Genomic DNA, 25898 nt, shown 5'->3' on the forward strand with positions numbered 1-25898 from the left:
CCGCCCGCGTCGGTGCCCGCGAAGACGGGCACCCCCGCCTCCGCGGCGCGGCGCACGACGTCGGCCGCGGTGCGGTGCAGGTCGCGCATGTGTGCCGCGTACGCCGGGTACCGGGAGGCGCGGTCGGCGATCGACGGGAACGTGTCGACGTTGATCAGCGTCGGCACCAGCGCGGTCCCCCGGCGGGCCATCTCGTCGATCAGCTCGTCGGTGAGGCCGGTGCCGTGCTCGATGCAATCGATTCCGGCCTTGATCAGGCCGGGCATGGCGTCGTCGCCGAAGACGTGGGCGGTGACGCGGGCGCCGTGCGCGTGGGCCGTGTCGACGGCGGCTTTGAGCACGTCGTCGGACCACAGCGGGGCGAGGTCGCCGACGCCGCGGTCGATCCAGTCGCCGACGAGCTTGATCCAGCCGTCGCCGCGCGCCACCTCGTGCTCGACGGTGTGCACCAACTCCGACGGCTCGACCTCGAGGCCGATTTCGCGAGTGTGACGCTTCGGGCGCGCGATGTGGCGGCCGTGCCGGATGATCTGAGGCAGGTCGTGGCGGTGGTCGACCCAGTGCGTGTCGACCGGCACGCCGCAGTCGCGCAGCGTGAGCGCGCCGGCGTCGCGATCGGCGATCGCCTGCTCTTCGACCTCCTCGTCGCTCGCCGCGCCGTGCGTGGTCAGGCCGACGTGGCAGTGGGCATCGACCAGGCCGGGTACCAGCCATACGTCGTCGGCGACGAGGGTGGCGTCGCGCACGGGTTCGAACGTGACGTGGCCATCGGCGACGTACACGTCGCGTTGGCCGCCGTCGGGAAGCACGACGCCACGGAAGTGCAAAGACTCACGCATCGCGCCGAAGCGTACGGGTCAGCGCGGCACGGCGCCGGTTAAACATCGCGCCGCGCGGGGTACCTGCCGTCCATGGACGCAGTGACTTTTCTGACCAAAGAACACGAGAAGGCGAAGGCACTCTTCGACCGGATCAAGGCGACCGACGACGTCAACCAGCGCCAGCAGCTGACGGCGCAGGTGATCAAGGAACTGCGGGCGCACACCAAGATCGAAGAAGAAGTGCTCTACCCGCTCGTGCGTGAAGACCTCAAGGGTGGCTCGAAGATGTTCGAAGAAGCCATGCAGGAGCACCAGGAAGCCAAAGAGGCGATGAAGGAACTCGAGTCCATGTCGCCGACGGATCCGGAGTGGATGGACAAGTTCGACATCCTCATGCACGGCGTGCTCCACCACGCCGGCGAAGAGGAGACCGAGATGTTCCCGATGCTCCAGGAGTTGCTGTCCGAGCAGCGCCTCAACGAGCTCGGCGAGCAACTCGAGGCCGACGAGCGGGGCCTTCTCGTGATCGACCTGTCGAAGGACGAGCTGCTCGCGCAGGCCAAGGCAGCTGATATCGACGGCCGGTCGAAGATGGACAAGGCCGAGCTTGAAGAGGCGCTCGGGCACCGCTAGGCCCTGAGGCCTCACAGCAACTTCGCAGACGACGCGCAGGGCGGCACCAACCGGGTGCCGCATCCTGCGTGCGATGCACAACCTCCCCTGGTACATCGCCCGCTCGAGCGGCCTCGTCGCCTGGGTCATCCTTGCCGCCTCGATGGTGTGGGGCCTGTCGATCTCGTCGCGGGCCGCCTTCGGCCGCCGGCGTGATGGCACGCTGCGCCGCCCGCACCCGGCGTGGCAGCTCGACCTGCACCGCTACCTCGGCGGCCTCGCCACCGTCCTCGTGGTCCTCCACGTCCTCGCGGCGATCGCCGACAGCTACCTCCACTTCACCATCGCCGGCGTCCTCGTTCCCTTCGCCAGCGCGTGGCGTCCCGCGGCGGTGGCGTGGGGAGTGGTCGGGCTCTATCTGCTCGTGGCCGTCGAGGTGTCGTCGCTGGCCAAGAAGCACATGCCGAAGTCGACGTGGAAGGCCATCCATTTCGCCAGCTACCCGCTGTTCCTCGTCTCCACGATCCACGGCGTCACCGCCGGTACCGACGCCCGCGGCTGGATCGTGCGGCTGTTCGTGTCGGCCACCTTTGCAGTGATCTCCGGGCTCACGGCCCTGCGCGCGCAGCCTCCGGCGCCTAAGGTTTTGCCGGGTGGTCCACGTTCGGCCGAGGTAGACGCTGACGCAGCTACGACAATCGCAAACCTTCGTCGCCCGGCCTCTCTCGACGCGTGAGGCGCGGCGGTTCGTCGGTGACTGGCTGACGGAACACGGCTTCGACTCGTTCGCCGCCCGCGCCTGCTTGTGCATCTCAGAGCTCACGGCCAACGCGGTGTTGCACACCGCACGGCCCTTCACCGTCTCGGTGCAGGGTTCCAGCGGGCGGGTGCGGATCGAAGTCGTCGACTCCGCGCCCCACCTCACCCCGGTGCGGGTCCCGGTGCGCGGGACGGCGGCCGATCTCACCGCGCTGAGCGAAACTGGGCGCGGCCTGCAGATCGTCAGCGCCATCGCCAACCGGTGGGGCGTCACGCTCGCCCAGAACGTGAAAGCGGTGTGGTGCGAGTTCTACGGCGACGAGCCGGCCGCGCCCACCGAACCCGTCGTCGACGACGAGCGCCCCGCCACGCCCAAGGCCCCCAACGTGCACCGCTTCGAGTTCCTCGGCTTGCCAGTGCGCGCCGCCATCGCCAGCGGGATCAACGTCGAGGAAGCGATCCTCGACGTCCAGTCAGAAGACGCCCGGTTGACCTCGCCCGAAACGCGGGAATTGCTCGCGCTCGTCGATCGCACGGCCTCGTTGCGCCTCGCCGGCCGCCACGCCGCGCTCGACGCCTCGGCTCGGAACGAGGTGGAGTTCGACCTCGAAGTGGAGACCACGAGCGAAGAGATGGCGGCGACGGCGCGTCTCAACGAGGCGTTGGCGGCGCGCGGCGCGCATCGCCCGAGCGACGAAGTGACGCGCTTCCGGCGTTGGATCGTCGAGGAGACGGGCCGCCAGCGCGATGGCAAGCCGCCCTCGCGCTACGGCGAAAGCGGACCGCCGTGAGTCCGCCGCTCGAGTGGCTGTGGGATCAGGCCGGCGCCGGCTACGGCGTGTTCGCCCTCGACGGCTCGGTCGTCCGCATGAACGAGACGCTGCGGGAGTGGTGCGGTGTGGCGCCGGCCGACGCCTTGGCCGATCTCGCCCGCACCGTCCGGGCCGAGGGCCGCGTGGTCGACGCCGAAGTGCGACTGGCGGGTCCTGGCGGCGAGGTGCGCGTCGTCGTCACCGCCATCCTCGAGACCGACGACGCGGGGACGCCCGTCGCCATGCACTGCGTGGTCCGCCGGCCGGCGTCGTCGAAGCAGGACACCGACGAGCTCATCCGGGCGCTCCAGCAAACGCTGATCCCGCCGGCGCCGCCGGCGGTGCCCGGCCTCGACGTCGCCGCCGTGTACCACCCGGCGCAGGGTGACGTCGGCGGTGATTTCTACGACGTGTTCGAGGTAGCGGAGGGCGACTGGTGTGCCGTGCTGGGCGACGTGAGCGGCAAGGGGATCGAAGCCGCCATCGTGACGTCGACGGCGCGCCACGCCGTGCGCAGCGCCGCGCTGCGCGAACCCGTCCCCAGCGGACTCATGGCGGCGCTCAACCGAGCCCTGCTCGCCAAGGGGTCGACGCGCTTCTGCACGGTGGCGCTGTTGCGCGTGCAGCACCGCGACGGATCGTGGGTGGCGACGCTCACGTCGGGCGGCCACCCGTTCCCGCTGCTGGTGCGCCACGGCACGGCGACGCGCCTCGGCCGCGCCGGCTCGTTGCTCGGCATGTTCGCGGACGTGTCGTTTCACGACGTGTCGATCAAGCTGGCGGCGGGCGACGCCCTCGTGCTCTACACCGACGGCGTGACCGAGGCTCGGAACGCGGCGGGAGAGTTCTACGGCGAGGAGCGGATGCACGACGCCATCGCGTCGGCCGGGTCTTCGGCGCAGGCGATCGTCGACGCGGTGGTGTCGAGCGTGCTGGCGTTTCAGGAGGGTGCCGCCGATGACATCGCCCTTGTGGTTATCCGCCGGCCGAGCCTGTGAAACAATGCGGCCGCCCATGGAACCGCTCGTCGTCCGCCTCCAGACGCTCAACGGGAAGCATGCCGAACTCGCCCTGAAGGGCGAGCTCGACGTCGGCACCTGCGACGCCGTGCGCGATCAGCTCGTCGAGCTCGTCGACAAGGGCGCCACCGACATCGTGCTCGACCTCGCCGATCTGTCGTTCCTCGACTCGAGCGGCCTGCGCGGGCTCATCGAGGGTGTCCACCGCGGCGCGCAGCTGCGCCTACGCCACCTTCAGCCCGCGGTGCAGCTGGTCTTCGACATCGTCGAGATCCCCGGCGTCACCATCGAGCGTTAGCTAGCGCGACAGCGGCAGTTCGGCCCACACCGTCTTGCCGACGGCGTGGCGCTCGATGCCCCAGCGGGTGCTGAGGGCGGCGATGGTCGCGATGCCGCGCCCCGACTCGGCGGCGTTGCCCGCCATCGGCAGCAGCCGCGGCGTCAGCGCGCTGCTGTCGCGCACGCCGACGCGCAGCCGGTCGGCGCTGAGCGCCACGGACACGGCGAACACACCGCCGGTGTGGTGCACGGCGTTGGAGCACAACTCGGAGGTGACCAGCAGCACGTCGTCGACGGTCCGGCCGTCGTGGCCGATGCAGGCGCGCACGAAGTGACGCGCCTCGCGCACGGCCTGCGGCGTGGCCGGATACACCCGCATGCTGACGGCCGATCCGTCGTCGCCGATGTGGATCTCGCCGTGCAGCTCGCACACGGTGCGGACGGGACCTTGCAGGTCGGCGTCGATCGTGAGGGCGGACGGGTAGGCGCACAAGAGCGTGAACTCGCACGTGTCGCGCAGGTCGCACCACAGGGCTTCGATCTCGATCGCCTCGCGCACGCCGCCGTCGGCCCACAGCAGCGCGACCATCTCGCCGAAGATGCGCACGGTGCCCTTGGCGGCGGTGGTGCGTACGAGGTCGCCGATGGTGGCGTCGAACGCGGCGCGATCGATCGTGCCGTTGTGCTGGAAGCGCGCGAGCGCGGTGGCGGCGTCGAAGCTCGACAGCCGAGCGGAGTCCGCGCCGGTGGCGGCGATGCCGCGTTCGATGTCGGCGAGGTGATCGGGCGTGCCGACCAGCAGGACGTATTCGCCGGCGCGCAGTCCGTCGACGGCAAAAGTGACGACGCGGTCGATGAGTTGCTGACGTTCGTCGTAGAACGCCACGAGGTGGTCATCGGGCGCGGTCCTACATTCCATTGCAGGTTTTTGGTTCCCCGGATGACGGTTTCCCAAACCCGAAATGAATCAGCCCTTCGGCCGTCGGCTGCCCCGGGCGGCATCGAGTTGGCGGCGCAAATCGGCTACTTCGGCCTCGAGGGAAAGAATCCGGCGAATCCCCGGGAGCGTCATGCCCTCGCCGGCCATGCTCCAGACCTGCTGGACCGTGGCGATCTCGGCGCGGCTGTACCGGCGCTGGCCGCCGTCGGAGCGCGCGGGGGTGACCACCTGCTCGGTGTCCAGCCGACGCAGGAACGCCGGTTGAACACCGAGCATCGACGCGACCTGCCCCACGGTGTAGAGCGGGGCGGCTTCGTCGTCGAAGGGCAGCACGAGTTAGTTCGACGCCGCCGCGCCGACGAACGCGTCGGCGGACACCTCAGCGGAGTGGGTGTCGATGGCGTCGGGCGACGCGGCGCCTACCGAAACCGGAATGCGGCGCGGCTTGGCCTTGTCGGCGACCGGAAGACGCACGGTCAGCACACCGTCGGCGTAGCTGGCTGCGAGACGGTCGGTGTCGAGCGAGTCACCGAGGAAGATCGTGCGGGTGAACACGCCGTGGGGGCGCTCGCGGGCGATCCAGTCGACACTGGCCTGCTCGCTGCGGCTGCGCTGGGCCTTCAGCGTCAGCACGTTGTTCTCGACCGACAGGTCGATGGCGTCAGCGGCGACGCCGGGAAGGTCGAACTGGATCACGAACTCGTCGCCCTGGCGATAGGCGTCCGAACGCATGAGCACTGCGAAGGCTCCTTTCTGGTGAGTCGAGTACCTACGTATCGAGATAGTACAAACCTATAACTCAAATTGCAAGGTTGGTAGCGTGCGGCTTATGGCCGAACTCCAGCGTTTCGACGTCACGACCGACCCCGCCGCGGTGTGCGCGGCCATCGCGGCGGACGGCGGCGTCATCGTCGAGAACCTGCTGAGCCGCGAGGTGGTGGCGCGGGTGAACGCCGAGGTCGAGGACGAGGTGGCCCTCGCCGATCCCGACCAAGAGATGTTCAACCCGATGCTCAAGCTCTTCCACGGCGCCCAGACCAAGCAGGTGGCGGGCATGCCGGGCCTCTCGCCCACGTTCGCCATCGACGTGATGTGCCACCCGATGCTGCTGGCCGTGGCCGACCATTTCCTGTCGCCGTCCTGCGCCCGCTTCCAGCTCAACCTCGGCCATCTCATCCAGCGCGGCCCGGGCTCGGAGGACCAACTGCTGCATCGCGACGAAGTCGTGTGGAGCGACGTGCCCCGTCCGCACCCCGAACTGCAACTGGCGTCGGTGATCGCCTTCGTCGACTTCACCCGCGCCAACGGCGCCACCCGCGTCGTGCCCGGCAGTCACAAGGCGCCCGAGCGCGAGCTGTCGGCGATGGAGCAGCTGATGACGCCGCCGCCGACGCCCGACGAGATCGCCTATGCCGAGATGCCGGCAGGCTCGGCGGTGGTCTACCTCGGGGGCACGATTCACGGCGGCAGCGCCAACACCACCGACGTTGCGCGCCGCGGGGTGCACCTCAGCTACTGCCTCGGGTGGCTGCGCACCGAGGAGAACAACTTCCTCTCCACGCCGCCCGAGGTGGCGGCGAAGCTGCCGCGCCAGGCGCAGGAACTGCTCGGCTACAGCGTGCACGACAGTATGCCGAGCGGCGGCGGGTACCTCGGCATGGTGCGTATGCAGGATCCGGCTGAACTGCTGGCGCGGGGCGAACTCTAAGATACCCTAGGGGGGTATGCCCCAGGGTTACGCCGACGACAAGCAAACCATCCAGAAGCGACTGCGCCGCATCGAGGGTCAGGTCCGCGGCCTCCAGCGCATGGTCGACGAGGACAAGTACTGCATCGACATCCTCGACCAGGTGTCGGCGGCGACCAAGGCGCTCCAAGCCGTGGCGTTGCAGTTGCTCGACGACCACCTGACGCACTGCGTCACCAACGCCGACAAGGTCGCCGAGGCGTCGGCCGCGATCGCGCGCCTGGTGAAGTCGTGAGCAGCGTCTTGGACAGCCTGCGCGAGGGCTTCTTCATGTTCTGGGAGACGCTGTGGGCGCTCGTGCTCGGCTTCGGCCTCTCCGGCATCGTGCAGGCGTTCGTCTCCAAGGACCAGATGCAGCGGGTGATGGGCGACCACCGCCCGCCGGCGGTGCTGCGGGCGTCGGGCTTCGGCATGGTGTCGTCGTCGTGCTCGTACGCCGCCACCGCGATGGCGAAGTCGCTGTACCAGAAGGGCGCCGACTTTGTGACCGCGCTGGTCTTCATGTTCGCGTCGACCAACCTCGTCATCGAACTCGGCGTCGTGCTGCTGATCCTGCTTGGCTGGCAGTTCGCCGCCGCCGAGTTCATCGGGGGCGCGGTGATGATCGTGCTGTTCGTGCTGGTCGGATCGGTCGCGTTCCGCGGCGTCACGTCGGGCGGCGCCGCCCAGCCCGACGACGCGCCCTTCACCCGGGGGTCGTGGGGCGACGCCGCCAGCTACGCCATCGCCGATCTCACCATGCTGCGCAAGGAGTTGGTGATCGGTTACGGCGTCGCCGGCTTCCTCGCGGTGTTGGTGCCGATGCACGCGTGGAACGACGTGTTCCTCACCGGCCACGGGTTCTGGACGACGCTCGAGAACGTCATCGTCGGACCCTTCATCGCCTGCATCAGCTTCGTGTGCTCGGTGGGCAACGTGCCGATGGCCGCGGCGCTGTGGCACGGCGGCATCAGCTTCGGCGGCGTGGTCGCCTTCGTCTTCGCCGACCTCATCTCGCTGCCGCTCGTGCTCATCTACCGGAAGTACTACGGGACGAAGCTGGCACTGCGGATCTTCGGCGTCTTCTATCTCGTGATGGCAACGGCTGGTCTGGTCGTGGAGGGCGTCTTCGCCGTCTTCGGCGCGGTGCCCACCGAGCGCCACACCGAGATCGTGCCGACGCACTTCCAGTGGAACTACACGACGTTTCTCAACATCGCGTTCCTGCTCGCCTTCGCCGGCATGTACTGGCTGTACCGCACGCGAGCGCGCGGCGAGGGCTTCGCCATCGATCCGGTCTGCGGCATGCAGGTGCAGACGGCCAACGCCCCGGCGCACGCGCGCCACGACGGCCGTGACTACTGGTTCTGCTCTGACCGGTGCCGCGAACGCTTCGCCGCGGGCCGAGACGAGCAGGGTCCAGTGCAGATCCGGCAGGGCCGAAAGCCTCTACTTTGACGTGCGTCGAGCTCCAACGCTGGGGTCATGGAAAAGACCCAGCGGGTGCGGGCTGCGGCGGCAGCGGCGGTGTGCGTGATCGCGGCGGCAAGCGCTGCGTGCGCCGGCGATTCCACCCCGCCGGCAGCCACCGGAACGCAGTTGCATGCGACGGAGAAGGAGTTTTCGATCTCCCTCGACACGCACACGGTGCACGCCGGTGACATCAAGGTCACCGTCACCAATCACGGTGCGCTCACCCACGAGTTCGTGGCGTTCGGGACGAAACTCGCCGACGATCGGCTGCCGCTCAAGGACGGCGACGTCGACGAGAACGGCGCCGGCGTCACGCACTTCGATCCCGAGGCCGAGAACATCAGGCCCGGCGCGTCGAAGACGATCACGTTGCATCTGCCCGCCGGTCAGTACGTCTTGATCTGCAACATCCCTGGTCACTACAAGGCCGGCATGCACACCGAGCTGACCGTCAGCTAGCACCTCCGCCCTACGATGCGGCGTGGCTGACTGGCAGACCATCAGCGCGCTGGCAACCGCGGGCGGCACGCTCGTGCTCGCCGTCGCCACCTTCGGCGCCATCCGCTCGGCCAACCGTTCGGCGCGGGTGTCCGAGCGTGCCCTGCTCGCCGGCATGCGGCCGCTGCTCGTCCAGTCGCTCAACACCGACCCGGTGCAGAAGGCGCTGTGGAGCGATCGCCATGTGGCCAAGGTCGAGGGTGGGCGCGCCGTCGCCGAGCACGTCGACGACGTCATCTACCTCGTGATCAGCGTGCGCAACGTCGGCGCCGGCATCGCGCTGCTCCACGCCTGGAACATCTGGCCCGACGTCTACCGCGGCGACCCGCTCGCACCCGAGGCGTTCCGACGGCTGGCCATCGACTCCTACGTCGGGTCGAACGCCGCGGGCATCTGGGAGTCGGCGCTGCGCGATCCGAGCGAAGAGGCGTTCATCGGTATGGCGCAGCGCATCCGCGAGCGTGAGCCGTTCACCGTCGATCTCCTCTACGGCGACCAGGAAGGTGGGCAGCGCACGATCACCCGCTTCATGGTGCTGCCCTACGGCGACGACGGCTGGTTCGCTCAGGCGCCGCGGCACTGGAACATCGACAACCCCGCGCCGCGGTAATCAGGCGACGACGCGCTCGATCCACGCGAGCACCGCGGCCTGCACTTCGTCGCGGTTGATCTCGTTGAGCAGCTCGTGGCGCGCCTCGGGGTAGTAGAGCGCCGTCACGTCCTGCATGCCGTGGTCGCGGTAGCGCTGTTCGAGCAGGCGCACCGTCGACGCGTTCTCCGACACCGGGTCCATTTCGCCGGTGATGAACAGCACCGGCAGGTCCTTGCGCAGCGACGCCTCGTTCTGCCACGCGTTGTGGAGGCACGCGAGCATGCCGCGGGCGAAGCCGAGCGACAGCGGCATGTCGTCGCCGCAGAACGGATCGGCGATGTACTTGTCGACTTCGTCGGGGTCACGGCTGAGCCAGTCAAAGTCGGTGCGCACGGGTGCGAACTGTTCGTTGAAGGTGGCGAAGGTCGGCGCGGGGGAGTCGGCGCCGGCGTCGGGAATGATCGCGTCGAGCAGCTCGAGCGTGCCCTTCACGTCGCCCATCGAGCCGGCTGACCCCGACAGCACGAGCCCGTCGATCTCGTCGCCGTACTTCTGGATGTAACCCTGGGCGATGAACGACCCCATCGAGTGGGCGAACAGCACCACCTTCACGCCGGGCACCGCGGCGCGGGCGAGCTGCACGAGCTCGTGTTGGTCGTCGAGGATCGCGTCCCAGTCACCGGGACCCGCGATGCCGATGCCGGTCGTCTTGGCGGTGTTGCCGTGGCCGCGGTGGTCCTGGGCGAACACGGCGTATCCGTGTTCGGCGAGGAAGGTGGCGAAGCGGTCGTAGCGTGCACCGTGCTCCGAGGCGCCGTGCGCGATCAACACGACGGCCTTCGGCTCGCCCGCAGGCATCCAGCGGTAGTACGCGACGTCGACGCCGTGCGCGTCGGTGAAGAAGGCAGTGGCGGGCATCGCTCGAATCTAGCGACGGACGGGTTCGCTGATGTAGCGACGCGGGTGGCGGCCGTCGACGTAGCCGACGAAGGCGGGGAAGATGTTGTAGCCGAGCAGTTCCTGGAGCCGCTCGGGTAACTCGGCGACCGTCTCGCGGGGCACGGCGAGGATGTGGTTCTCCTGGGCCCGCAGCCACGAGGCCACGTACTCGAGGATGACGCCGAGACGCGGCTTGCTCGTCGTGTTCGCCCCGCCCGAGTGCCAGGCGTTGCCGGGATAGAACATCACCGAGCCCGCCGGCATCTCGGCGTAGACGAACTTCTCCTTGCCCGTCGGGATGCGGTCGGTCCACTTGTGGCTCTTGGGGATCAGGCGGGTGGCGCCGTTCTCGCGGGTGAAGTCGTCGAAGGCCCACATGGTGTTGACGACCACCGGCCGGAAGTCGTTCGGCAGCGGATACACCGACTGGTCCTTGTGCAGGCCCTGCGCCTTCTCGCCCGCGCCGATGAAGATGCCGACGGGCGCCGAGAGTTGGTAGTAGCCGAGGATCTCGTCGAGCACGCCGAGCAGCAACGGGTGGATCGCCCACTGGTCGAACAGGCGCGTCTTGGCGAACAGCGCGTAGATGCGTTGGGTGGCGAAGCCCTCGAAGTCGTTGCGACCCGTGGGCGTGTAGCCGAGGATGTCGAGCAGGTCGGCCTTCGTGTCCTTGACCTGTTTCTTGGTCAGCATGTGCTCGACGATGCAGTAGCCCTCGGCGCGCATCGCCTTGACCACGCCCTCGACCGTTGCCTCCTTGGCGCCGAAACGCGTCTGGACGGGGCTCATACCGGCGTGGGCTCGGGGAACACGATGTATTCGTCGATGATCATGAGCGCCAGCTCGGACTTGCTCGGGATCGGTCCGAGGATGCGCTCGCGGGCGCGCAGGTCGGCGATGAAGCGGTTGAGCACGACGTCGACGTTGAGGTCGTCGGTGTTGGACCGCCAGGCATCGCGCTGGGCCGCGTCTTCGAAGCAGTACGCCTTCCACGACACCGAGAAACGCAGTTCGTCCCAGCGGTAGCGCACCACCTCGTTGCCGTCCTCGGCGACGACGACCCATTGCTTGTCACCGACGTAGGTGAGGTGCATGCCGGGCTTGAGCGGCGGCATGTCCTCGGAACTCGACGCGATGCGGTCGACGCCGTGGAACACCGAGTCGGCGTCGAAGACCAGCGCGGTGTTGGCGTGGACCTGGTGGGCGACGGCGGGCGCGTCGGCGCCGTCGGGGTAGTAGGCGAACTCGCCGCCGTCGCAGTCGTGGAACCAGGCGACGCCGGTGGCGATCGGCATGTTCCAGGGCTCGAACATGCCGGAGTGGTGCATGGCAACGAGCAGCCACTGCGGCATGACCTTGCGGTTGGCGCCGCGGAACTCGGGCACGTCGGTGTGGGTGGCCAGTTCCTGGCCCGGCACCATCAGGTTGGCGAAGACGATGGCCGGTTCGATCAGCGGCCGGCCGTGCACCTGGCGCGCCGCGTCGACGAACGCGGCGTGGTTCAGGAACGGCTCGATGCCCTCGATCAGCACCCGCTGGCCGTAGGCGTACTCCTCACGGAAGTAGTTGGTGCGCCGCGCCAGGGTCTTGAGGTCCTCGTGGCGGCCGAAGCGACCGCCCGTCTTGACGAAGTTGAGCACGCTGTCGTGGCGCTGGCCGATGCCGCGCCCGATGTCGGACTCCACGTGCTCCTGCGAGTACATCCCGTAGCGGCCGAAGCGCTCGCACAATTCGACCATGGCGCCGGGCCCGTCCGGAAACAGCGGGTCGACGACGACGGCGGGGTAGTGGGCCACTAGCGGGCCGCCTCGTACTCGGCCATCTGGGTGAACAGGGTCATGACGTTCTCCGGTTGCATCGTCGGGTCGAGGTCGCGGTAGATGTTGTGGACGTTGACCACGATGCGGCCCTTGTCGCCGAGGTCGGCGAACGGGCCGAGGTCGATGTCGTTGGCCGCGTCGAGGTAGTGCATGCCCGCGGCGTGGCGGGTGGTGGCCTCGTCACGCACGAAGGCCAGATAGTCGCGGGTTTCGCGCACCCCGGCGGGATCGGTCACGGGGCCGTGGCCGGGCACGACGACGGTTGGGTGCAACGAGCAGATGCGGTCGCAGGCGGCGATCCAGTTGTCCACCGGGCCCGCCCACATGATGGGCGTGCCCTTGTGGAACACGATGTCGCCGGTGAAGACCACTGCGGCGTCGGGCACGTGCACGATGACGTCGCCGGCCGTGTGTGCCGGGCCCACCTCGACCAGCTCGACGGCGCGGTCGCCCACGGCGATCGACAGCGTGCCGTCGAAGGTCGTGGTCGGCGGTCGCAGCTCCACACCGGCGAAGTTGTAGGGACCGAACGCGGCGGTGATCCAGCGCCCGAGCACCGGGTCCATCTGGGGGGCGGCCGCCACCATCGCGGCGAGCATCGCCGGCGGCGTCTCGTCCATCTCCTTGGCGGCGGCCGCCGACGCCACGACCTCGGCGCCGGGCACCAGTGCGTTGCCGTAGCAGTGGTCGCCGTTGGCGTGGGTGTTGACGACGGTGCCGATCGGTGCCGCCGTGGTCAGCCCGCGCATGGCGTCGAGCATCTCGCCGGTGAGGTCGAGGTCGAACAACGTGTCGACGAGCAGGCTGGCCTCGCCAGAGCGCACGAGTCCGGCGTTGCTCAGCCCCCACCCGCCGTCGGGCAGGAGCCAGGCGTGCACACCGTCGGCGACCTCGTGCAGCCCGCGCGTATAGGGAACCATCGCCGTGAATCTATGACTACCGTGCCGCCCATGGACGAAGAGTCGATCGACATCAACGCTCCGCGCGCCAAGGTCTGGGACTTGGTGGCCGACTTCTCCAACATGGGACGGTGGAGCCCTGAGCTGCGCCGGATCGTGTGGCTCGGCGGCGCCAAGGGTCCGAGCGTGGGCGCCCGCTTCGTCGGTGTGAACCGCCACGGCCCGGTGCCGTGGGCGACGTTCTCGAAGGTCTCGAAGTGCGACGACGAGTCGGCCATCGAATGGGAGGTGTCGACGTCGGGCACCCGCTGGGGTTACCGCTTCGAGGACGCGCCCGGCGGCGGCACCCGCGTCACCGAATACCGCGAGCCGTTCAGGGACACGAACGCGCTCGTCAAGGCGGTGCAGCGCAGCGGCCTCATCGGCCGCAACCGGGAAGACCTCCTGCGCGCCGGCATGCGCACCACGCTCGAGCGAGTGAAGGCCGCCGCCGAGGCTGCCGGTTAGGTCTCTTCGCGCGCTGCGGCGATGAAGCACTGGAGGAGGTAGTCCCAGGCCTCGGGCGTACACGCCGGTTTCGCGCCGTTCATCGCCACCTGCGGGTCGGCCATCTCGCCGAGCATGAAGCGGGCGAACATGCCCGCGTCCATCCACGTGGCCACGGCGCCGTCCATGTGCAGGTTGCCGCCCGCCTGCACCACCCGCCACCGCTCGTCTTCCCACGACAACGGTCGGGCGTCGATGAGGGCGTCGATTTCGTCGACGCCGACCACCGTGCCGCCCGCCGACGGATGCCGGCGCGCCACGAGCTGCTGGAGCACGCGGTCGAACCAGTACGGCACGAGCTGCGCTTCGTTGCCCGGGTCCGTCGGCAAGTCGAGGGCGCGCCGCACGCAGTCGGCGACACGGCCCGGTGTCTGCTGGTCGCGCATCAACGTGCCCTCGGACTCGCCGGCGAAGCGCAGCACCGACGCCTCCTCGCCGTTGCGGCTGGCCACGAAGATGGCGCGGACGCGCCGGCGCTGGCCCCGGCGCGGGCCGGCGTAGTGCGTGCCCCAGCCGGGGGCGATGACGCCGAACACCTCCCAGCCGAGCGGCGCGTCGAAGCCCAGCAGGGCGTCGAAGGGGTGCTCGCCGTCGAGCGACCGCACGGCGATCTCGCCGGTGTTGGTGACCCGCACGATCTGCGCCGACTCACCGGTGGGCAGCTCGTCGACCTCGCCGAGGTCGAGATCGATCATCTGCGCCAGCCGTTCGAGGCTGGCCGTCGACGTGTTGATTGACATGGACACACTTCTCCCCGTGATGGAACACACGGGGGAAGTGCGTGGGGGAAGGTCTACACGAGGGGTGTAACGCGTTCGCTGGCGCGATCGCGCCAGATCACCGGGACCAGTTGCGGTCGCTCGTGACGTCGGCCACGACGATGCGGTACTCGGCGTAGAACGCGTCGCGGCCCTCGCGCTGCGCGGCCCGGTGCTCGACGTCGCGCGCCCACGCCTGGTGCGACTCGGCCGAGTCGAACTGGATGATCGACACGCGCTCGCCGTCGGGCGCGGTGAACGACTTGAACTCGACGAACCCCGGCATCGCGCGCGCCCGCTGCAACATCTCCTCGGCGCGCGCCTCGTAGCCGGCGTCGTAGGCGCCGTCGGCCAGCCGCGACCGGAACACCGTCAGCACCGCCACTAGGAGAATTCCACCCGCACGTGCGCGGCGGCGGCGAGGGCGCGTGCCACGGCTTCGTCGGTCGAAGACCCGGCGGCGAGCGCGACGCCCAGCCGGCGTTTCTTGGGCGCGTCCGGCTTGCCGAAGATGCGCACTTGGGCCGTGGGCACGCGCAGCGCGTCGTCGAGCCCGTCATAGGTCGGCGCGCCCGAGCCACCCGCCAGCACGACGGCCGACGCCCCGGCGCCGCCGGGCGCCACGATCGCAACGTTGTCGTCGGTGATCGGCAGCCCGAGGATGGCGCGGGCGTGGAGCGCGAACTCCGACAGCGGCTGGCTGATCATGGTCACCATGCCGGTGTCATGGGGGCGCGGCGACACCTCGCTGAACAGCACCTCGTCGCCGCGCACGAACAACTCGACGCCGAACACGCCCCAACCGCCCAGCGCTTCGGTCACCCTGGCCGCCACGTTCTGCGCGGCCGCCAGCGCCGCCGCCGACATCGCCTGGGGCTGCCAGCTCTCGCGGTAATCGCCGTCTTCCTGACGATGGCCGATCGGCGGGCAGAAGGTCACGCCGTCGACGTGGCGCACCGTCAGCAATGTGATCTCGTAGTCGAACTCGACGAAGCCCTCGACGATGACCGGCTGCCCGGGCACGCGGGCGTTGGCCCGCGCGTAGTCCCACGCGGCGCGCGCCGAAGCCAGCGCAGTCACGGTCGACTGGCCCTTGCCCGACGACGACATCACCGGCTTGACCACGCACGGCACGCCGATCTCGGCGATCGCGGCGTCGTATTCGTCCTCGCTCGACGCGAAGCGGTACGGCGAAGTGGGCAGGCCGAGTTCCTCGGCTGCCAGGCGCCGGATGCCTTCGCGGTTCATTGTCAGCCGCGTGGCGCGCGCCGTCGGCACGACGCGTTGGCCCTCGGCTTCGAGTCGCTCCAACTCGTCGGTGGCGATCGCCTCGACTTCCGGCACCACGAGGTGCGGCTGCTCCTCGGTGATGACCTTGCGGATGGCGGCGCCGTCGAGCATGTCGACGACGTGGCACCGATGCGCCACCTGCATCGCGGGCGCGTCGGCGTAGCGGTCGACCGCGATCACTTCGACGCCGAGACGCTGCAGTTCGATCACCACTTCCTTGCCCAACTCGCCCGACCCGAGCAGCAGCACGCGGACGGCCTGCTTCGTCAGCGGCGTGCCGATAGGAGTAATGGGGACGAGCGGCGCGGTCACTTCCGTAGTTTGCCGATGTTCTTCAGCGCTTCGCGCTTCGAGAGTCCCGACAACCGGTCGGCGTTCGCCGCGACGTAGCGCTCGACTTCGCCCGGGTTGAGCCACGCATGGGAGCGCAGCGCCCAGCCGATGGCCTTGCGGATGAAGAACTCCTTGTCGGCCATGTTGGGTTCGATGCAGTCGTAGAGGAGGCCGAGGTCGACGTCGCCCTTGGCGGAGACCTGGCAGATGATCGACGCCCGCCGCTTCCACATGTCGGCATCCGTCGACCAGGCGCGCACGATCGGCTCGATCTCGTCGCGGTAGGCGACGAGCAGCGGCCCGATGCGGTGGATGGCGACCAGGTCGACGTAGTCCCACCACGCCCCGTCCACGACGAATTCTTCGTACATCGGCATGCAGCCGGAGGTCTGGAAACGCTGGTAGGGCTTGTGGCCGGTGAGCTCGAGCGCGGCGTAGCGCTCGTCGCGGTATTCCGCCTTGCGCCACAGCGCGAGGCAGGTGGCGCGCCACGTGTCGGCGTCGCCCATCACATGGGCCTTCGACACGTCCTTGGTGATGCGCCGCATGACGGGCACCGTGAGGCCGAGGAACGGCATCGAGGATTTCATGTAGGCCTGTGCGCCCGCGGCGCGTGACGGGTCGGCTTCGGCCCGGAGCGCGGCCCGCAGCTCCTTGATCAGCGCCCGGTCCGCCGCCACCGCCGCCGATCGTACGTGTCACACCCGCCGGGTACCTTCACCTCTCGTGGAGTTGACCGCCGACCAGCGCGCCGTAGTAGAGGCCGATGGTCCGCCGCGCGTCGCCGGACCGGCGGGGGCGGGCAAGACCGCCGCGCTCGTCGCCCGCTGGCGGCGGCTGGCCGACCTCCACGGGCCGGGCCGGGTGTTGTATCTCGTCGCCCATCCGGGCGCGGCCGCCGACGTACGCCGCCGCATGGTGACGGCCTCGGGCGGCACCGGGTTCGGGCCGCTGCTCGTGTCCACGCCGGTGGGTTTGGCGCTCGACCTCGTGCGCCGGAACGTGCCGGCGCGGGCCGACGCCACGGCCGTGGGCGGCGCGGCGCGCCGGGCGGCCATCGCCGACGCCTTCGTGGCCGCCGACTGGCCGACCGCCGGCGCGCTCGCCACCCGGCGGGCGTTCGTCGCCGCGGTGCAGGACGGCATCGACGCCCTGGCCCACGCCGAGGTCTCAACCGAGGCGGCGCTCACCAACGCCGAGGCCGTAGGGGCGCGGGCGCGGTGGGACAAACTCGTCGCCTTTCGCAGGCGCTACGCCGACGCGCTGCGGGCGCACGACCGCATCGACCTAAGCGACGCGTTGCGCATTGCGCTCGACCACGTCGAGCCTGATCGCTTCGCCGAGATCATCGTCGACGACGCCCACGCGCTGACCTTCGCCGAAGCCGAACTCGTCGATGGTTACGCCGCGCGCGGCTGTGAGGTCACCCGCGCGCTCAGGAGCGACACCACCGTCGACGACGCCGTCAACCTGGCGCCGCGGCCGGCGGCCGCACCGCACCTGGTGTGGTGCCGGCATCCCTCGATGGAGGCCGACGCGGTCGTCGGCACCCTGCTGGAGGCGAGGGCCGACGCCGTGGCGTGGGAGGACATGGTCGTCGTCGTCCCGCGTCGCAGCGCGCCGATCGCGCGCGCCGTCACGCGGGCGCTCCAGCGCCGGGAGATCCCGGTGCAGATCCGCCTGGCCGACGGCGACGCCGAACCCGTCGTGCGCCGCCTGCGCGCCGCGCTGGCCCAGGCCGACGGCGCCGCGCCCGCCGGCCCGTTCGTCGAGGACTGGATCGCGGGCGCGCTGCGCGACCTGGCGGCCCAGGCCGACCTCGTCGCGCCCGAACCGACCGTCGACCGGGCGCTCAACGCGCTGTGCGCCTTCGATCGCGCCACGCAACGCTGGGTGGCGGGCCGCGCCGGCACGAGCGCCACCATCCTCGAGTTGGCCACCGCCCTGGCCGAGGACGACTTCACCCTCTGGTACGACGCGCCGGGCGAATCGGGCGTGGCCGTCGTGACGCCCGAAGAAGCCGTCGGCGTCCACTGGCAGTTCGCGGCCGTCGCCGGGTGCGTCGAAGGTGAATATCCGCGCCCGGTCGGCGACGGCGGATGGTTCGACGCCGCGGTCACGCGGCGCGACTTCGCCCTCGACGCGCCGGCGCGGCGCCGCGCCGCCATCGCCGCCCAGCGCGAACGGTTCCGGGTGGCGATGTCGCGCGCGCCGCGCGTCGCCTGCGTCGCCGCCCCGCAACCCGGCGTGCTCGTGAGTCGCTACGTGGAGCAGCTGCCGTTCACCGAAGCGGCACCGGCGTGGGCGCAGCCGCGGCCGTACCCCGCGCGGCCCTTGACCTACACCGCGACGCCGATTCACCCCTCGCGGCGACTGCGGCTGTCGGCGTCGCAACTCCAGACCTTCGAGGACTGCCCGCGGCGCTGGTTCTACGACAGCGTGCTGCGCCTCGCCGACTCCACGTCGGTGTGGGCCGACTTCGGCAGCCTGGTCCACGACGTGCTCGAGCGGTTCCTGTCGCCCGGCTCGACCGTCGAATACTCCTTCGAAGCGCTGCTCGACCTCGCCGACGAGTTGTGGAGCGACGACATCGCCCCGTTCGCGCCGCAGCGCGACCAGGCGCGGCGCGAACTGCGCGACGTGCTGACCACGTGGTGGCAGATGGAAGGCCAGCGCTTCGACCGCGCCGACGTGGTCGAGGTCGAGCACGAGTTCGACGTCGCCGTCGGCGACCACACCGTGCGGGGCCGCATCGACCGCGTCGACTGGGACCACACCACCGACGGCCTCGCCATCGTCGACTACAAGACGGGTCGCCACGCCCCCAAGGAGTCCGAGGTCGCCGACGATCTCCAACTCGCCGTGTACTACCTCGCGGCGTTGCGGTCGCCCGAACTGGCGGCCAAGGGCACCCCGACGCGCCTCGAGTTGCGCTACATCCGGCTCAACAAGACCTTCAGCCAGCCCATCACCGCCGACCACGAGACGCGGGCCGAGGGGCGCATTCTCGACGCCGCCACCCAGATGCTGGCCGAGCAACTCGAGCCGTTGCCCACCGCCGACTGCGACCACTGCGACTACCACCGCCTGTGCCCGCTGCAGCGCGCCGGGCGCGACGTGGGGGCCCGATGAGCGAGTTCGTCCCTACTGAGGAACAGCGAGCCGTCATCGAGCACGCCCCCGACTCGTCAATGCTGGTGATCGCCGGCGCCGGGTCGGGCAAGACCGAGTCGATCGCCCGGCGTATCGAGCACCTCGTCGCGCACGGCGCCGACCCGTCCGAGATCCTCGCCCTCACGTTCACCAACAAGGCGGCCGCCGAGTTGGCCAAGCGCGTGCGCGGCCGCCTCGGCGCCGACACCGACGTGCTCGTGTCGACGTACCACGGCTTCGCGGCGTCGCTCGTCGAACAGCACCTGCTCGAACTCGACCTGCCGCCGCGGACGCGCCTGATCAACCGCGGCCAGGCGTGGCAGCTGTGCCTCGCCGAGTACGACAGCTACACCTTCGAAGAGCGCAGTTCCTTTTTCCCCGCCTCGGTCATCACCGACGCCCTCGCCCTGGCGGCGCGTATCGACGACTTCCTCGTCGACGTCGACAAGGTGCTCGCCGACTGCAAGGCCACGCTCAAGAGCAACGCGTCGCGCCAGCACATTCACAAGACGGCGCGCAGCCGCGCCGAGCTGTGCCAGGTCGTCGAAAGGTACGCGGCGGCCAAGAAGCGCCTCGGTCTGCTCGACTTCGGCGACCAGATCCGCCTCGCCGTCGAACTGGTACAGACGTATCCCGACATTGCCGCCGGCATCGCCCAGCAGCGCAAGTACGCGCTCCTCGACGAATACCAGGACACCAACTACGCGCAGCGCGTGCTGCTCACGTCGATCTACCAGCACGGGGGCGTGGTCTCGGCCGTCGGCGACGACATGCAGTCGATCTACGCGTTCCGCGGCGCGCACGTGCGCAACATCGTCGAGTTCGCCGACCACTTCGCGCCCACGCAGCTGCGGGCGCTCACGCTCAACCGCCGCAGCGGCTCGCACATCGTCGCCTTCGCCAACCGCATCCAGGGGCTCGTCGCCGGGGCGCTGCCCAAGACGCTGTTCCCGCACGACGCCGCCGCGCCCGATGCCATCGAGTGCTTCCTGGCGGCGAGCGAGGTCGAGGAGGCGAATCAGATCGCCACCGACGTCGAAGCTGCCGTGCGCGAGGGCCGCACGACGTGGTCGGAGTGCGCCGTCCTGTGCCGCACGCGTTCGCTGATCGCGCCGATCACCGGCGCATTGGAACGGCGCAACATCCCCGTCGAGGTGATCGGCATCGGCGGGTTGCTGGAGCGTCCCGAAATCGTCGACCTGCTGGCCTGGCTCGAACTGCTCGCCGACCGGCGGCGCAACGTGCCGCTGGTGCGCCTCCTGCGCGGACCTGCCATGCGGATCGGCGATCGCGACATCGCGGCGCTGGCCCGCCACGCCCGCGGCCTCATCGACGAGTCGATCGTGAACGGCGATCGCGCCCCGATGGTGCTGGCCGACGCCGTGCGCGACCGGACGAACGTCGAGGGCCTGTCCCATGCCGCCGTCGTGCGCCTCGACGAACTGTGTGCCATGTGGGACGACCTGGCCGCGGCGGCCGAGCGCGTGCCGCTCGCCGAGTTGTGCGACGAGATCGCCCGGCGCACCGACCTGTGGGCCGTGTGCGACGACACCGCGCGCGAGAACCTGCTGCGCTTCGGCGACCTGGCGCAGCGCTACGCCCCGATCGAAGGCGCGGGCGGCATCGGCGAGTTTGTCGAGTACATCGCCATGGTCATGGAGTCCGAGGAGGAGCTCGGCGAGGCCACGCCGGGCAAGGTCGACGCCGTCAAGGTCATGACCGTGCACCAGGCCAAGGGTCTCGAGTTCGACGAAGTGTGGGTGCCCGGGCTTGCCGGCAAGAAGTTCCCGTCGCCCAGCCGCGGTGGTGACAACCCCGAGTCGTCGGCCGCGGCGCTGCCGTGGTGGGTGCGCGAGGACACCGAGGGGCTGCCGCACTGGAGTCAGGTGTCGAGCGGCGCGGCGATGACCGACATCGTGCGCAAGCGCAACCTCGACGAGGAGCGGCGGCTGTTCTACGTCGCCTGCACGCGGGCCCGCAAACGCCTCGTGCTCTCTGCCGCGCAGTGGTACAGCGGGCCGGCAACGCCGCAGGGCCCGTCCGAGTTCTACGAGTTCGCCGCCGCGCAACGCGACCTCGTGGTGGAGCGCTACCGCCACGACCCGACCGAACGCGATCCGCGCGTCGTGGCCATGGAAGCCAATCAACGCGAGGCGGTCGCCGCGGTTGTGCCGCCGCCGGCGCCGCCCGCCAAGCGCGGGCGCAAGGCGCCGGAGGGCCCAGCCGAGCTCCCGATGACGTTGTTCGACGTCGCCGCTGCGCCCGTGGCCGCGCCGCCACCACCACCGCTGGGTCTGTCGGTGAGCTCGCTCGTGTCCTTCGCCCGCTGCCCGCGCCAGTTCCACTGGTCGACGGTGCGCCCGCTGCCGCGCCGCGCCTCGGTGGCCGCCGCCGTCGGCACGATCGTGCACCGCTGGATCGAGACGCGCCACGGCCCCCAAGGCGTGCTCCTCGACACCGACTACGCCGAGTCGCAGGGGATCGTGGCGGGCTTGCAGCAGTCCTTCGCCGCTTCGCCTTACGCCGCGCTGGTGCCCGCCGCGGTCGAGGCACCCTTCGAGCTGCTCGTGGGCGGCCACATCATCCGGGGCCGCGTCGACGGGGTGTACGCCCACGCCGAGGGCCACGTCGAGCTGGTCGACTTCAAGACCGGCCGCCCACCGGCCGACGGCGACCCCTCGGCGCGTACCCAGCTGCACGTGTACGCCGTGGCGGCCGTCGACGCCTGGGGGCACAAGGCCGACTCGTTGCGCGCCTCGTTCGTCTACCTGCACCGCGACGGCACGCCGGCGACGACCGTTGACGTGCCGCTGTCGCCCGAGATCGTCGACACCGCCCGCCGCGAGCTGGCGGCGAGCGCCGGCCGTATCGACAACCACGACGCCGCCACCAACCCCGGCGCCTGGTGCACCCGCTGCGATTTCGCCGCGGTGTGTCCTAGTGCCGCTTCCTGAGGTTCGTTCCGGGTCCTCTCGGGAGTTTGGGGACGCACAAGACTCACGCCCGTTTGTCGGGGTGAAACCGGTGCTCGGAGCCGAATTCGCCCCCAGAAAGCGTCGCCAAAGTGCCGTTACGGGAAAGCGGCCGACCGGCTGACGTTGCCGGGCATTGCTGCTCGAGAGAAAACAGTCAGTGCCGCTTCCTGAGGTCGAGTGAGAGACCTTCGGCCGCCGCGATCACCGGCACGGCGTGGTGCTGGTTGACGGCGACCACGGCGTCGAGTTGGTCGTCGGTGCGCGATGGGTCGTGGTGGAACAACACCACCTTGCCGACCTTGGCGCGCTCGCCGAGTTCGATGGCGTAGTCGATCGTCGAATGACCGAAGTGGGCGCGGGCGGGGAACTCGGCGCGGGTGTACTGCGCGTCGTGGATCAGCAGGTCGACGTCGTCGGCGAGCTCGAGGGCGGTGGCGTGGAACTCGCCTTCGCCGTGGGGGCCGGGTCCGTAGTCGAGCGGCCAGTGATCGGAGAGATACGCGATGGTCGAGCGGCCGTCGGAGATACGGAACCCGAAGGTGCGCCCGCCACGGTGGGGGATCTCACGCGCCTCGACGTCGAAGCCCTCGATTTGGTGATGGCCTTCTTCCATCGGCTCGAAGGCCCAGTGGCCGCGTAGCTCGGTCGGCGGGATGGGGAAGTGGGGCGGGCTCATCACGCGGGTGAGCACTTCGATCGGATCACCCTGCGCGGGTTGGTAGACGACGCCATAGGCGTCAGGGTTGTCACCGGCGGGAAAGAAGGGCAGGCCGTGCGTGTGGTCCCAGTGCAGGTGCCCGAGCAGGATCGATCCGCGGAAGGGCTGGCCGTGCAGGTCGGCGGACAGCCGGCTGAGTCCGGTGCCGGCGTCGAGCACGAGCGTCGGCAATTCGTCTTCGGCCGCGGTGATGGCGACGCACGACGTGTTACCGCCATAGCGGGCGAAGAGGTGCCCGGGAGCCGGCGTTGAGCCCCGTACGCCGCAGAATGTGACTCGCAAGGAGACAAACGTTATGCGCTCGAACACCTAAGTTTGGCGAAGGTGTCAAAAGTCACACGGGGACGGGGGAGACGATGACGATCCGGCTGGGGTTCTACGGTGCCGGCCTCATCAGCGGTGTGCACACGTGGATGCTGCGCGACGTCGACGTGGCGCACAAGATCGTCGCCGTCTGCGACCCCGATCGCGAGCGTGCCAGCGTGATGGCGCAACGTTTCGGGGCCGACGTCGTCGACGAGGACGCCCTGCTTGACATGGTCGACGCCGTGTTCATCACCACGTGGACCGCCGAGCACGAACGGCTGGTAGCGAAAGCGGCGGCCAAGGGCCGTGCCATCTTCTGCGAGAAGCCGCTCGCCTTCGACGCCGCGGCGGCGACGCGCATGGCCGAGACCGTCGAAGCGGCCGGAGTCGTCAACCAGGTCGGTCTCGTGCTGCGGACGTCGCCGGCGTTCCGTGTCCTCAAGCAGCTCGTGAACGACCCGCGCGCCGGCAAGACGATCGCCGTCGTGTTCCGCGACGATCAGTACATCCCGAACCAGGGGTTCTATGCCTCGACGTGGCGGGTCGACTCGTCGCTGGCCGGGCGCGGCACCCTGCTCGAGCACTCGATCCACGACGTCGACATGCTCCAGTGGATCTTCGGCCCCGTCGCCGCCGTGTCGGCGACGTGCCGTTACCACCACGGCTACGACCGCATCGACGATCTCGCCGCGGCCCGCCTCGAGTTCGCCAACGGCACGGTGGTGCAGCTGACGTCGGTGTGGCACGACATACTCGAGCGTGGCAGCCTCCGCCACGTCGAAGTGTTCTGCGACCACCTCTACGTCAAGCTCGAAGGCGACCGGCTCGGTCCGGTGCGGTGGCAGTTCACCGGCGAGGCCGAGCACGTCGTCGACGGCGAGGACACCCTCGCGTTCCTGCACGCCGCCGGCGACGACATGCCGTCGCTCGAGCAGGACTTCCTCGCCGCCGTGCGCGACGCCGGCGCGGCGACGCCGACGCTGCGTGACGCCATCGCCGCGCATCAGATCGTCGACGCCCTGTACGCCTCAGCCGACGGGGGCGGCAACGTCGTGACCGACGTGTACCGCAACCGGTGATCACCCGGCGCCAGTTCCTCGGCGGCGCCCTCGCCGGGGTGGCGGCGGCGCGCGTGCCGCGGGTGTTCACCGCGGAGCCCCGCGCCGTGACGGCGCGGCGCGTCGCCGTCATCGGCGCCGGCCTCGCCGGGCTCACGGCCGCACTCGACCTCGTCGAGGTGGGGTGGGACGTCGTCGTGCTCGAGGCGCGCGACCGCGTCGGCGGGCGCGTCTTCACCGCGTACGAACCGTTCTCGGATGGGCTGCACGCGGAACTCGGTGGCGAGTCGATCGACGAAGGCCACCACGCGCTGCTGAACCTCGTGCACCGGTTCGGCCTGCTCACCGATCGTCGCCCACCGCAGAAGCCCTACGACGCCGTCGTGTATCGCAATGGGGCGCGCACGCGGCTGCCGCTCATGCTGGCGCGCCGCAACGGCGGCGTGTTGCGCGACGTCCTGCGCTATTACGACGCCGAGTCGGCGCTCGGCGACGGCGTCGATCCCACGTACCCCGAGCACTCGCGCCGCGCCGAGCAGCTCGACGCCACGTCACTGGAGCAGTTCCTGCGCGCCCAGCGGTTGAGCCCCGAGGCCGAGTTCCTGATGCGCGTGCAGCTGCGCGGCCTCTACAACGCCGAGCCGCGCGACGTGTCGTTGCTGTTCATCGCCCAGCAGGCGGCGCAGTCCGCGACCGAGGCCGTCACGCCCGTCGACGACGACATCTTCAGCGAGACCCGCCGCATCCGCGGCGGCAACAGCCGGCTACCCAAAGCGATGGCGCACGCCCTCGGGTCACGGGTGCGGCTCAACCAGGCGGTGCGCCGCGTCGAGCATCGTGCCGACGGCGTGCGCGTCACGACGGCGGACGGCTCGGTCATCGACGCGGCGTGGGCGGTGGTCGCCGCGCCGCCGCGGCCGCTACGGGCGATCACGTTCGCGCCTGCGCTTCCATCCGCACTGGCCGCGGCGGTCGCCGGTCTCGACCTCGGTGACGCGGTGAAGGTCGTGCGCGAGTACAAACGGGCGTTCTGGACGCCGGAGGCGTACTCCGGGTTCACCGTCAGCGACCTGCCCTTTGCCATCGCGTGGTCGGAGACCGACTCACGGGCGGCGGCCTTGCGCGGCGTCATGGCGCAGTTCGTCACCGGCGACGCGGCGCGCCACGCGGCGTCGCTGTCGGACGCGGCGCGTGTCGCGGAGTTCACCCGGCAGGTCGACATCGTGTACCCCGAGGCCCGGTCGCTCGCCACCCGGCGCACGGCCACCCACGCGTGGCACAACGACCCGTTCACCGGCGGTGGCTACGCCGTGTTCAAACCCGGTCAGATGGCGCCGTTCTTCAACGCGTTCCGCCACGGAGCCGGGCGCCTGCGCTTCGCCGGCGAGCACACGTGCAACCTCGCGGGCTACATGGAGAGCGCGGTGCGCAGCGGCCACCGCGTCGCCGCCGAAATCGGCTCCCCGCTGGCCGGTTAGCGAAGTAGTCAGCGGGGATTCCGGGCCGACGACGAGAACGCCGTGGCTGCCAGCTCAGGAATCTCGGAAGAGGATCCAGGCCCGGAAGTCGCCC

The 25898-nt window shown here is 70.0% G+C and carries 28 protein-coding genes; 15 read left to right on the forward strand and 13 right to left on the reverse strand.

Annotated features, from left to right (window positions below; all coding sequences use genetic code 11):
• Window positions 1-839 (reverse strand): amidohydrolase family protein (locus tag VHC63_10575; GenBank protein ID HVV37036.1); only part of this gene is annotated, 839 nt, incomplete at its 3' end.
• A gap of 72 nt (window positions 840-911) precedes the next feature.
• Between VHC63_10575 and VHC63_10580 the strand changes: the two genes are divergently transcribed.
• The 5 genes from VHC63_10580 to VHC63_10600 all read left to right on the forward strand — a co-directional run bounded on the left by VHC63_10580 (window position 912) and on the right by VHC63_10600 (window position 4321).
• A complete protein-coding gene (locus VHC63_10580) occupies window positions 912-1454 on the forward strand; it encodes a hemerythrin domain-containing protein (GenBank protein HVV37037.1) in 543 nt (180 codons plus the stop codon).
• A 73-nt stretch (window positions 1455-1527) separates the two neighbouring features.
• A complete protein-coding gene (locus tag VHC63_10585; protein HVV37038.1) occupies window positions 1528-2169 on the forward strand; it encodes a ferric reductase-like transmembrane domain-containing protein in 642 nt (213 codons plus the stop codon).
• Between the two features lie 25 nt (window positions 2170-2194).
• Window positions 2195-2983, forward strand: a complete 789-nt coding sequence (locus VHC63_10590; protein HVV37039.1) for an ATP-binding protein — start codon at window positions 2195-2197, stop codon at window positions 2981-2983.
• Window positions 2980-4002, forward strand: a complete 1023-nt coding sequence (locus VHC63_10595) for a PP2C family protein-serine/threonine phosphatase (protein ID HVV37040.1) — start codon at window positions 2980-2982, stop codon at window positions 4000-4002. Before VHC63_10590 ends, VHC63_10595 begins: the two co-directional genes overlap by 4 nt.
• Before the next feature lie 16 nt (window positions 4003-4018).
• Window positions 4019-4321 (forward strand): STAS domain-containing protein, encoded by a 303-nt coding sequence (locus VHC63_10600; protein HVV37041.1) that lies wholly within the window; start codon window positions 4019-4021, stop codon window positions 4319-4321.
• On the opposite strand, the gene VHC63_10605 is transcribed toward VHC63_10600, so the two are convergent.
• The 3 genes from VHC63_10605 to VHC63_10615 are packed head-to-tail and all read right to left on the reverse strand — an operon-like array spanning window position 4322 to window position 5974.
• Window positions 4322-5221 (reverse strand): MEDS domain-containing protein, encoded by a 900-nt coding sequence (locus VHC63_10605; protein ID HVV37042.1) that lies wholly within the window; start codon window positions 5219-5221, stop codon window positions 4322-4324.
• 48 nt (window positions 5222-5269) lie between these two features.
• Window positions 5270-5575 (reverse strand): MerR family transcriptional regulator, encoded by a 306-nt coding sequence (locus VHC63_10610; protein ID HVV37043.1) that lies wholly within the window; start codon window positions 5573-5575, stop codon window positions 5270-5272.
• A 3-nt stretch (window positions 5576-5578) separates the two neighbouring features.
• Entirely contained in the window at window positions 5579-5974 is a 396-nt protein-coding gene (locus VHC63_10615) for an Hsp20/alpha crystallin family protein (protein HVV37044.1), read from the reverse strand.
• A 97-nt stretch (window positions 5975-6071) separates the two neighbouring features.
• Between VHC63_10615 and VHC63_10620 the strand changes: the two genes are divergently transcribed.
• From VHC63_10620 to VHC63_10640, 5 genes are read left to right on the forward strand one after another with little or no spacing between them, the layout of a single operon-like run.
• Window positions 6072-6950, forward strand: a complete 879-nt coding sequence (locus tag VHC63_10620) for a phytanoyl-CoA dioxygenase family protein (protein ID HVV37045.1) — start codon at window positions 6072-6074, stop codon at window positions 6948-6950.
• A 16-nt stretch (window positions 6951-6966) separates the two neighbouring features.
• Window positions 6967-7224, forward strand: a complete 258-nt coding sequence (locus tag VHC63_10625) for a metal-sensitive transcriptional regulator (GenBank protein HVV37046.1) — start codon at window positions 6967-6969, stop codon at window positions 7222-7224.
• Complete coding sequence (locus VHC63_10630) at window positions 7221-8426, forward strand: permease (protein HVV37047.1); 1206 nt, start codon at window positions 7221-7223, stop codon at window positions 8424-8426. The genes VHC63_10625 and VHC63_10630 overlap by 4 nt, the downstream gene beginning before the upstream one ends.
• 27 nt (window positions 8427-8453) lie before the next feature.
• Window positions 8454-8900, forward strand: a complete 447-nt coding sequence (locus VHC63_10635; protein ID HVV37048.1) for a sulfocyanin-like copper-binding protein — start codon at window positions 8454-8456, stop codon at window positions 8898-8900.
• Window positions 8901-8922: 22 nt separating this feature from the next.
• On the forward strand, window positions 8923-9549 hold the full coding sequence (locus tag VHC63_10640; protein ID HVV37049.1) for a hypothetical protein: 627 nt from the start codon (window positions 8923-8925) through the stop codon (window positions 9547-9549).
• Here VHC63_10640 and VHC63_10645 read toward each other — a convergent pair whose 3' ends face one another.
• The 4 genes from VHC63_10645 to VHC63_10660 are packed head-to-tail and all read right to left on the reverse strand — an operon-like array spanning window position 9550 to window position 13210.
• Window positions 9550-10449, reverse strand: coding sequence for an alpha/beta hydrolase (locus VHC63_10645; GenBank protein HVV37050.1), 900 nt, complete (start codon window positions 10447-10449; stop codon window positions 9550-9552).
• 9 nt (window positions 10450-10458) lie between these two features.
• Entirely contained in the window at window positions 10459-11259 is an 801-nt protein-coding gene (locus tag VHC63_10650) for a phytanoyl-CoA dioxygenase family protein (protein HVV37051.1), read from the reverse strand.
• The gene (locus VHC63_10655; GenBank protein ID HVV37052.1) at window positions 11256-12266 is read right to left on the reverse strand and encodes a hypothetical protein; all 1011 of its coding nucleotides are present in this window, start codon (window positions 12264-12266) and stop codon (window positions 11256-11258) included. The genes VHC63_10650 and VHC63_10655 overlap by 4 nt, the downstream gene beginning before the upstream one ends.
• A complete protein-coding gene (locus VHC63_10660) occupies window positions 12266-13210 on the reverse strand; it encodes an MBL fold metallo-hydrolase (GenBank protein HVV37053.1) in 945 nt (314 codons plus the stop codon). The genes VHC63_10655 and VHC63_10660 overlap by 1 nt, the downstream gene beginning before the upstream one ends.
• A gap of 30 nt (window positions 13211-13240) precedes the next feature.
• Here VHC63_10660 and VHC63_10665 point away from each other — a divergent pair, with 30 nt between their 5' ends.
• Window positions 13241-13696, forward strand: a complete 456-nt coding sequence (locus VHC63_10665; GenBank protein HVV37054.1) for an SRPBCC family protein — start codon at window positions 13241-13243, stop codon at window positions 13694-13696.
• Here the strand turns inward: VHC63_10665 and VHC63_10670 are convergent.
• From VHC63_10670 to VHC63_10685, 4 genes are all read right to left on the reverse strand, one after another.
• Window positions 13693-14475, reverse strand: a complete 783-nt coding sequence (locus VHC63_10670; protein HVV37055.1) for a hypothetical protein — start codon at window positions 14473-14475, stop codon at window positions 13693-13695. The genes VHC63_10665 and VHC63_10670 overlap by 4 nt on opposite strands.
• Window positions 14476-14572: 97 nt before the next feature.
• Window positions 14573-14878, reverse strand: a complete 306-nt coding sequence (locus VHC63_10675) for an antibiotic biosynthesis monooxygenase (protein HVV37056.1) — start codon at window positions 14876-14878, stop codon at window positions 14573-14575.
• Window positions 14878-16095, reverse strand: a complete 1218-nt coding sequence (purT, locus tag VHC63_10680) for a formate-dependent phosphoribosylglycinamide formyltransferase (protein ID HVV37057.1) — start codon at window positions 16093-16095, stop codon at window positions 14878-14880. Before purT ends, VHC63_10675 begins: the two co-directional genes overlap by 1 nt.
• The gene (locus tag VHC63_10685) at window positions 16092-16796 is read right to left on the reverse strand and encodes a DNA alkylation repair protein (protein HVV37058.1); all 705 of its coding nucleotides are present in this window, start codon (window positions 16794-16796) and stop codon (window positions 16092-16094) included. The genes purT and VHC63_10685 overlap by 4 nt, the downstream gene beginning before the upstream one ends.
• Window positions 16797-16842: 46 nt before the next feature.
• On the opposite strand from VHC63_10685, the gene VHC63_10690 reads away from it, so the two are divergent.
• Together VHC63_10690 and VHC63_10695 are read left to right on the forward strand one after the other, a co-directional pair.
• Window positions 16843-19248 (forward strand): PD-(D/E)XK nuclease family protein, encoded by a 2406-nt coding sequence (locus tag VHC63_10690; GenBank protein ID HVV37059.1) that lies wholly within the window; start codon window positions 16843-16845, stop codon window positions 19246-19248.
• On the forward strand, window positions 19245-22223 hold the full coding sequence (locus VHC63_10695) for an ATP-dependent DNA helicase (protein HVV37060.1): 2979 nt from the start codon (window positions 19245-19247) through the stop codon (window positions 22221-22223). Before VHC63_10690 ends, VHC63_10695 begins: the two co-directional genes overlap by 4 nt.
• Window positions 22224-22398: 175 nt before the next feature.
• Here the strand turns inward: VHC63_10695 and VHC63_10700 are convergent, their stop codons facing one another.
• A complete protein-coding gene (locus tag VHC63_10700) occupies window positions 22399-23244 on the reverse strand; it encodes an MBL fold metallo-hydrolase (GenBank protein HVV37061.1) in 846 nt (281 codons plus the stop codon).
• Window positions 23245-23318: 74 nt separating this feature from the next.
• Between VHC63_10700 and VHC63_10705 the strand changes: the two genes are divergently transcribed.
• On the forward strand, window positions 23319-24347 hold the full coding sequence (locus VHC63_10705; protein HVV37062.1) for a Gfo/Idh/MocA family oxidoreductase: 1029 nt from the start codon (window positions 23319-23321) through the stop codon (window positions 24345-24347).
• Entirely contained in the window at window positions 24344-25804 is a 1461-nt protein-coding gene (locus VHC63_10710; protein HVV37063.1) for an NAD(P)/FAD-dependent oxidoreductase, read from the forward strand. The genes VHC63_10705 and VHC63_10710 overlap by 4 nt, the downstream gene beginning before the upstream one ends.
• Window positions 25805-25898 lie beyond the last annotated feature (94 nt).

This window comes from Acidimicrobiales bacterium (assembly GCA_035546775.1).
Lineage (GTDB): Bacteria > Actinomycetota > Acidimicrobiia > Acidimicrobiales > JACCXE01 > JACCXE01.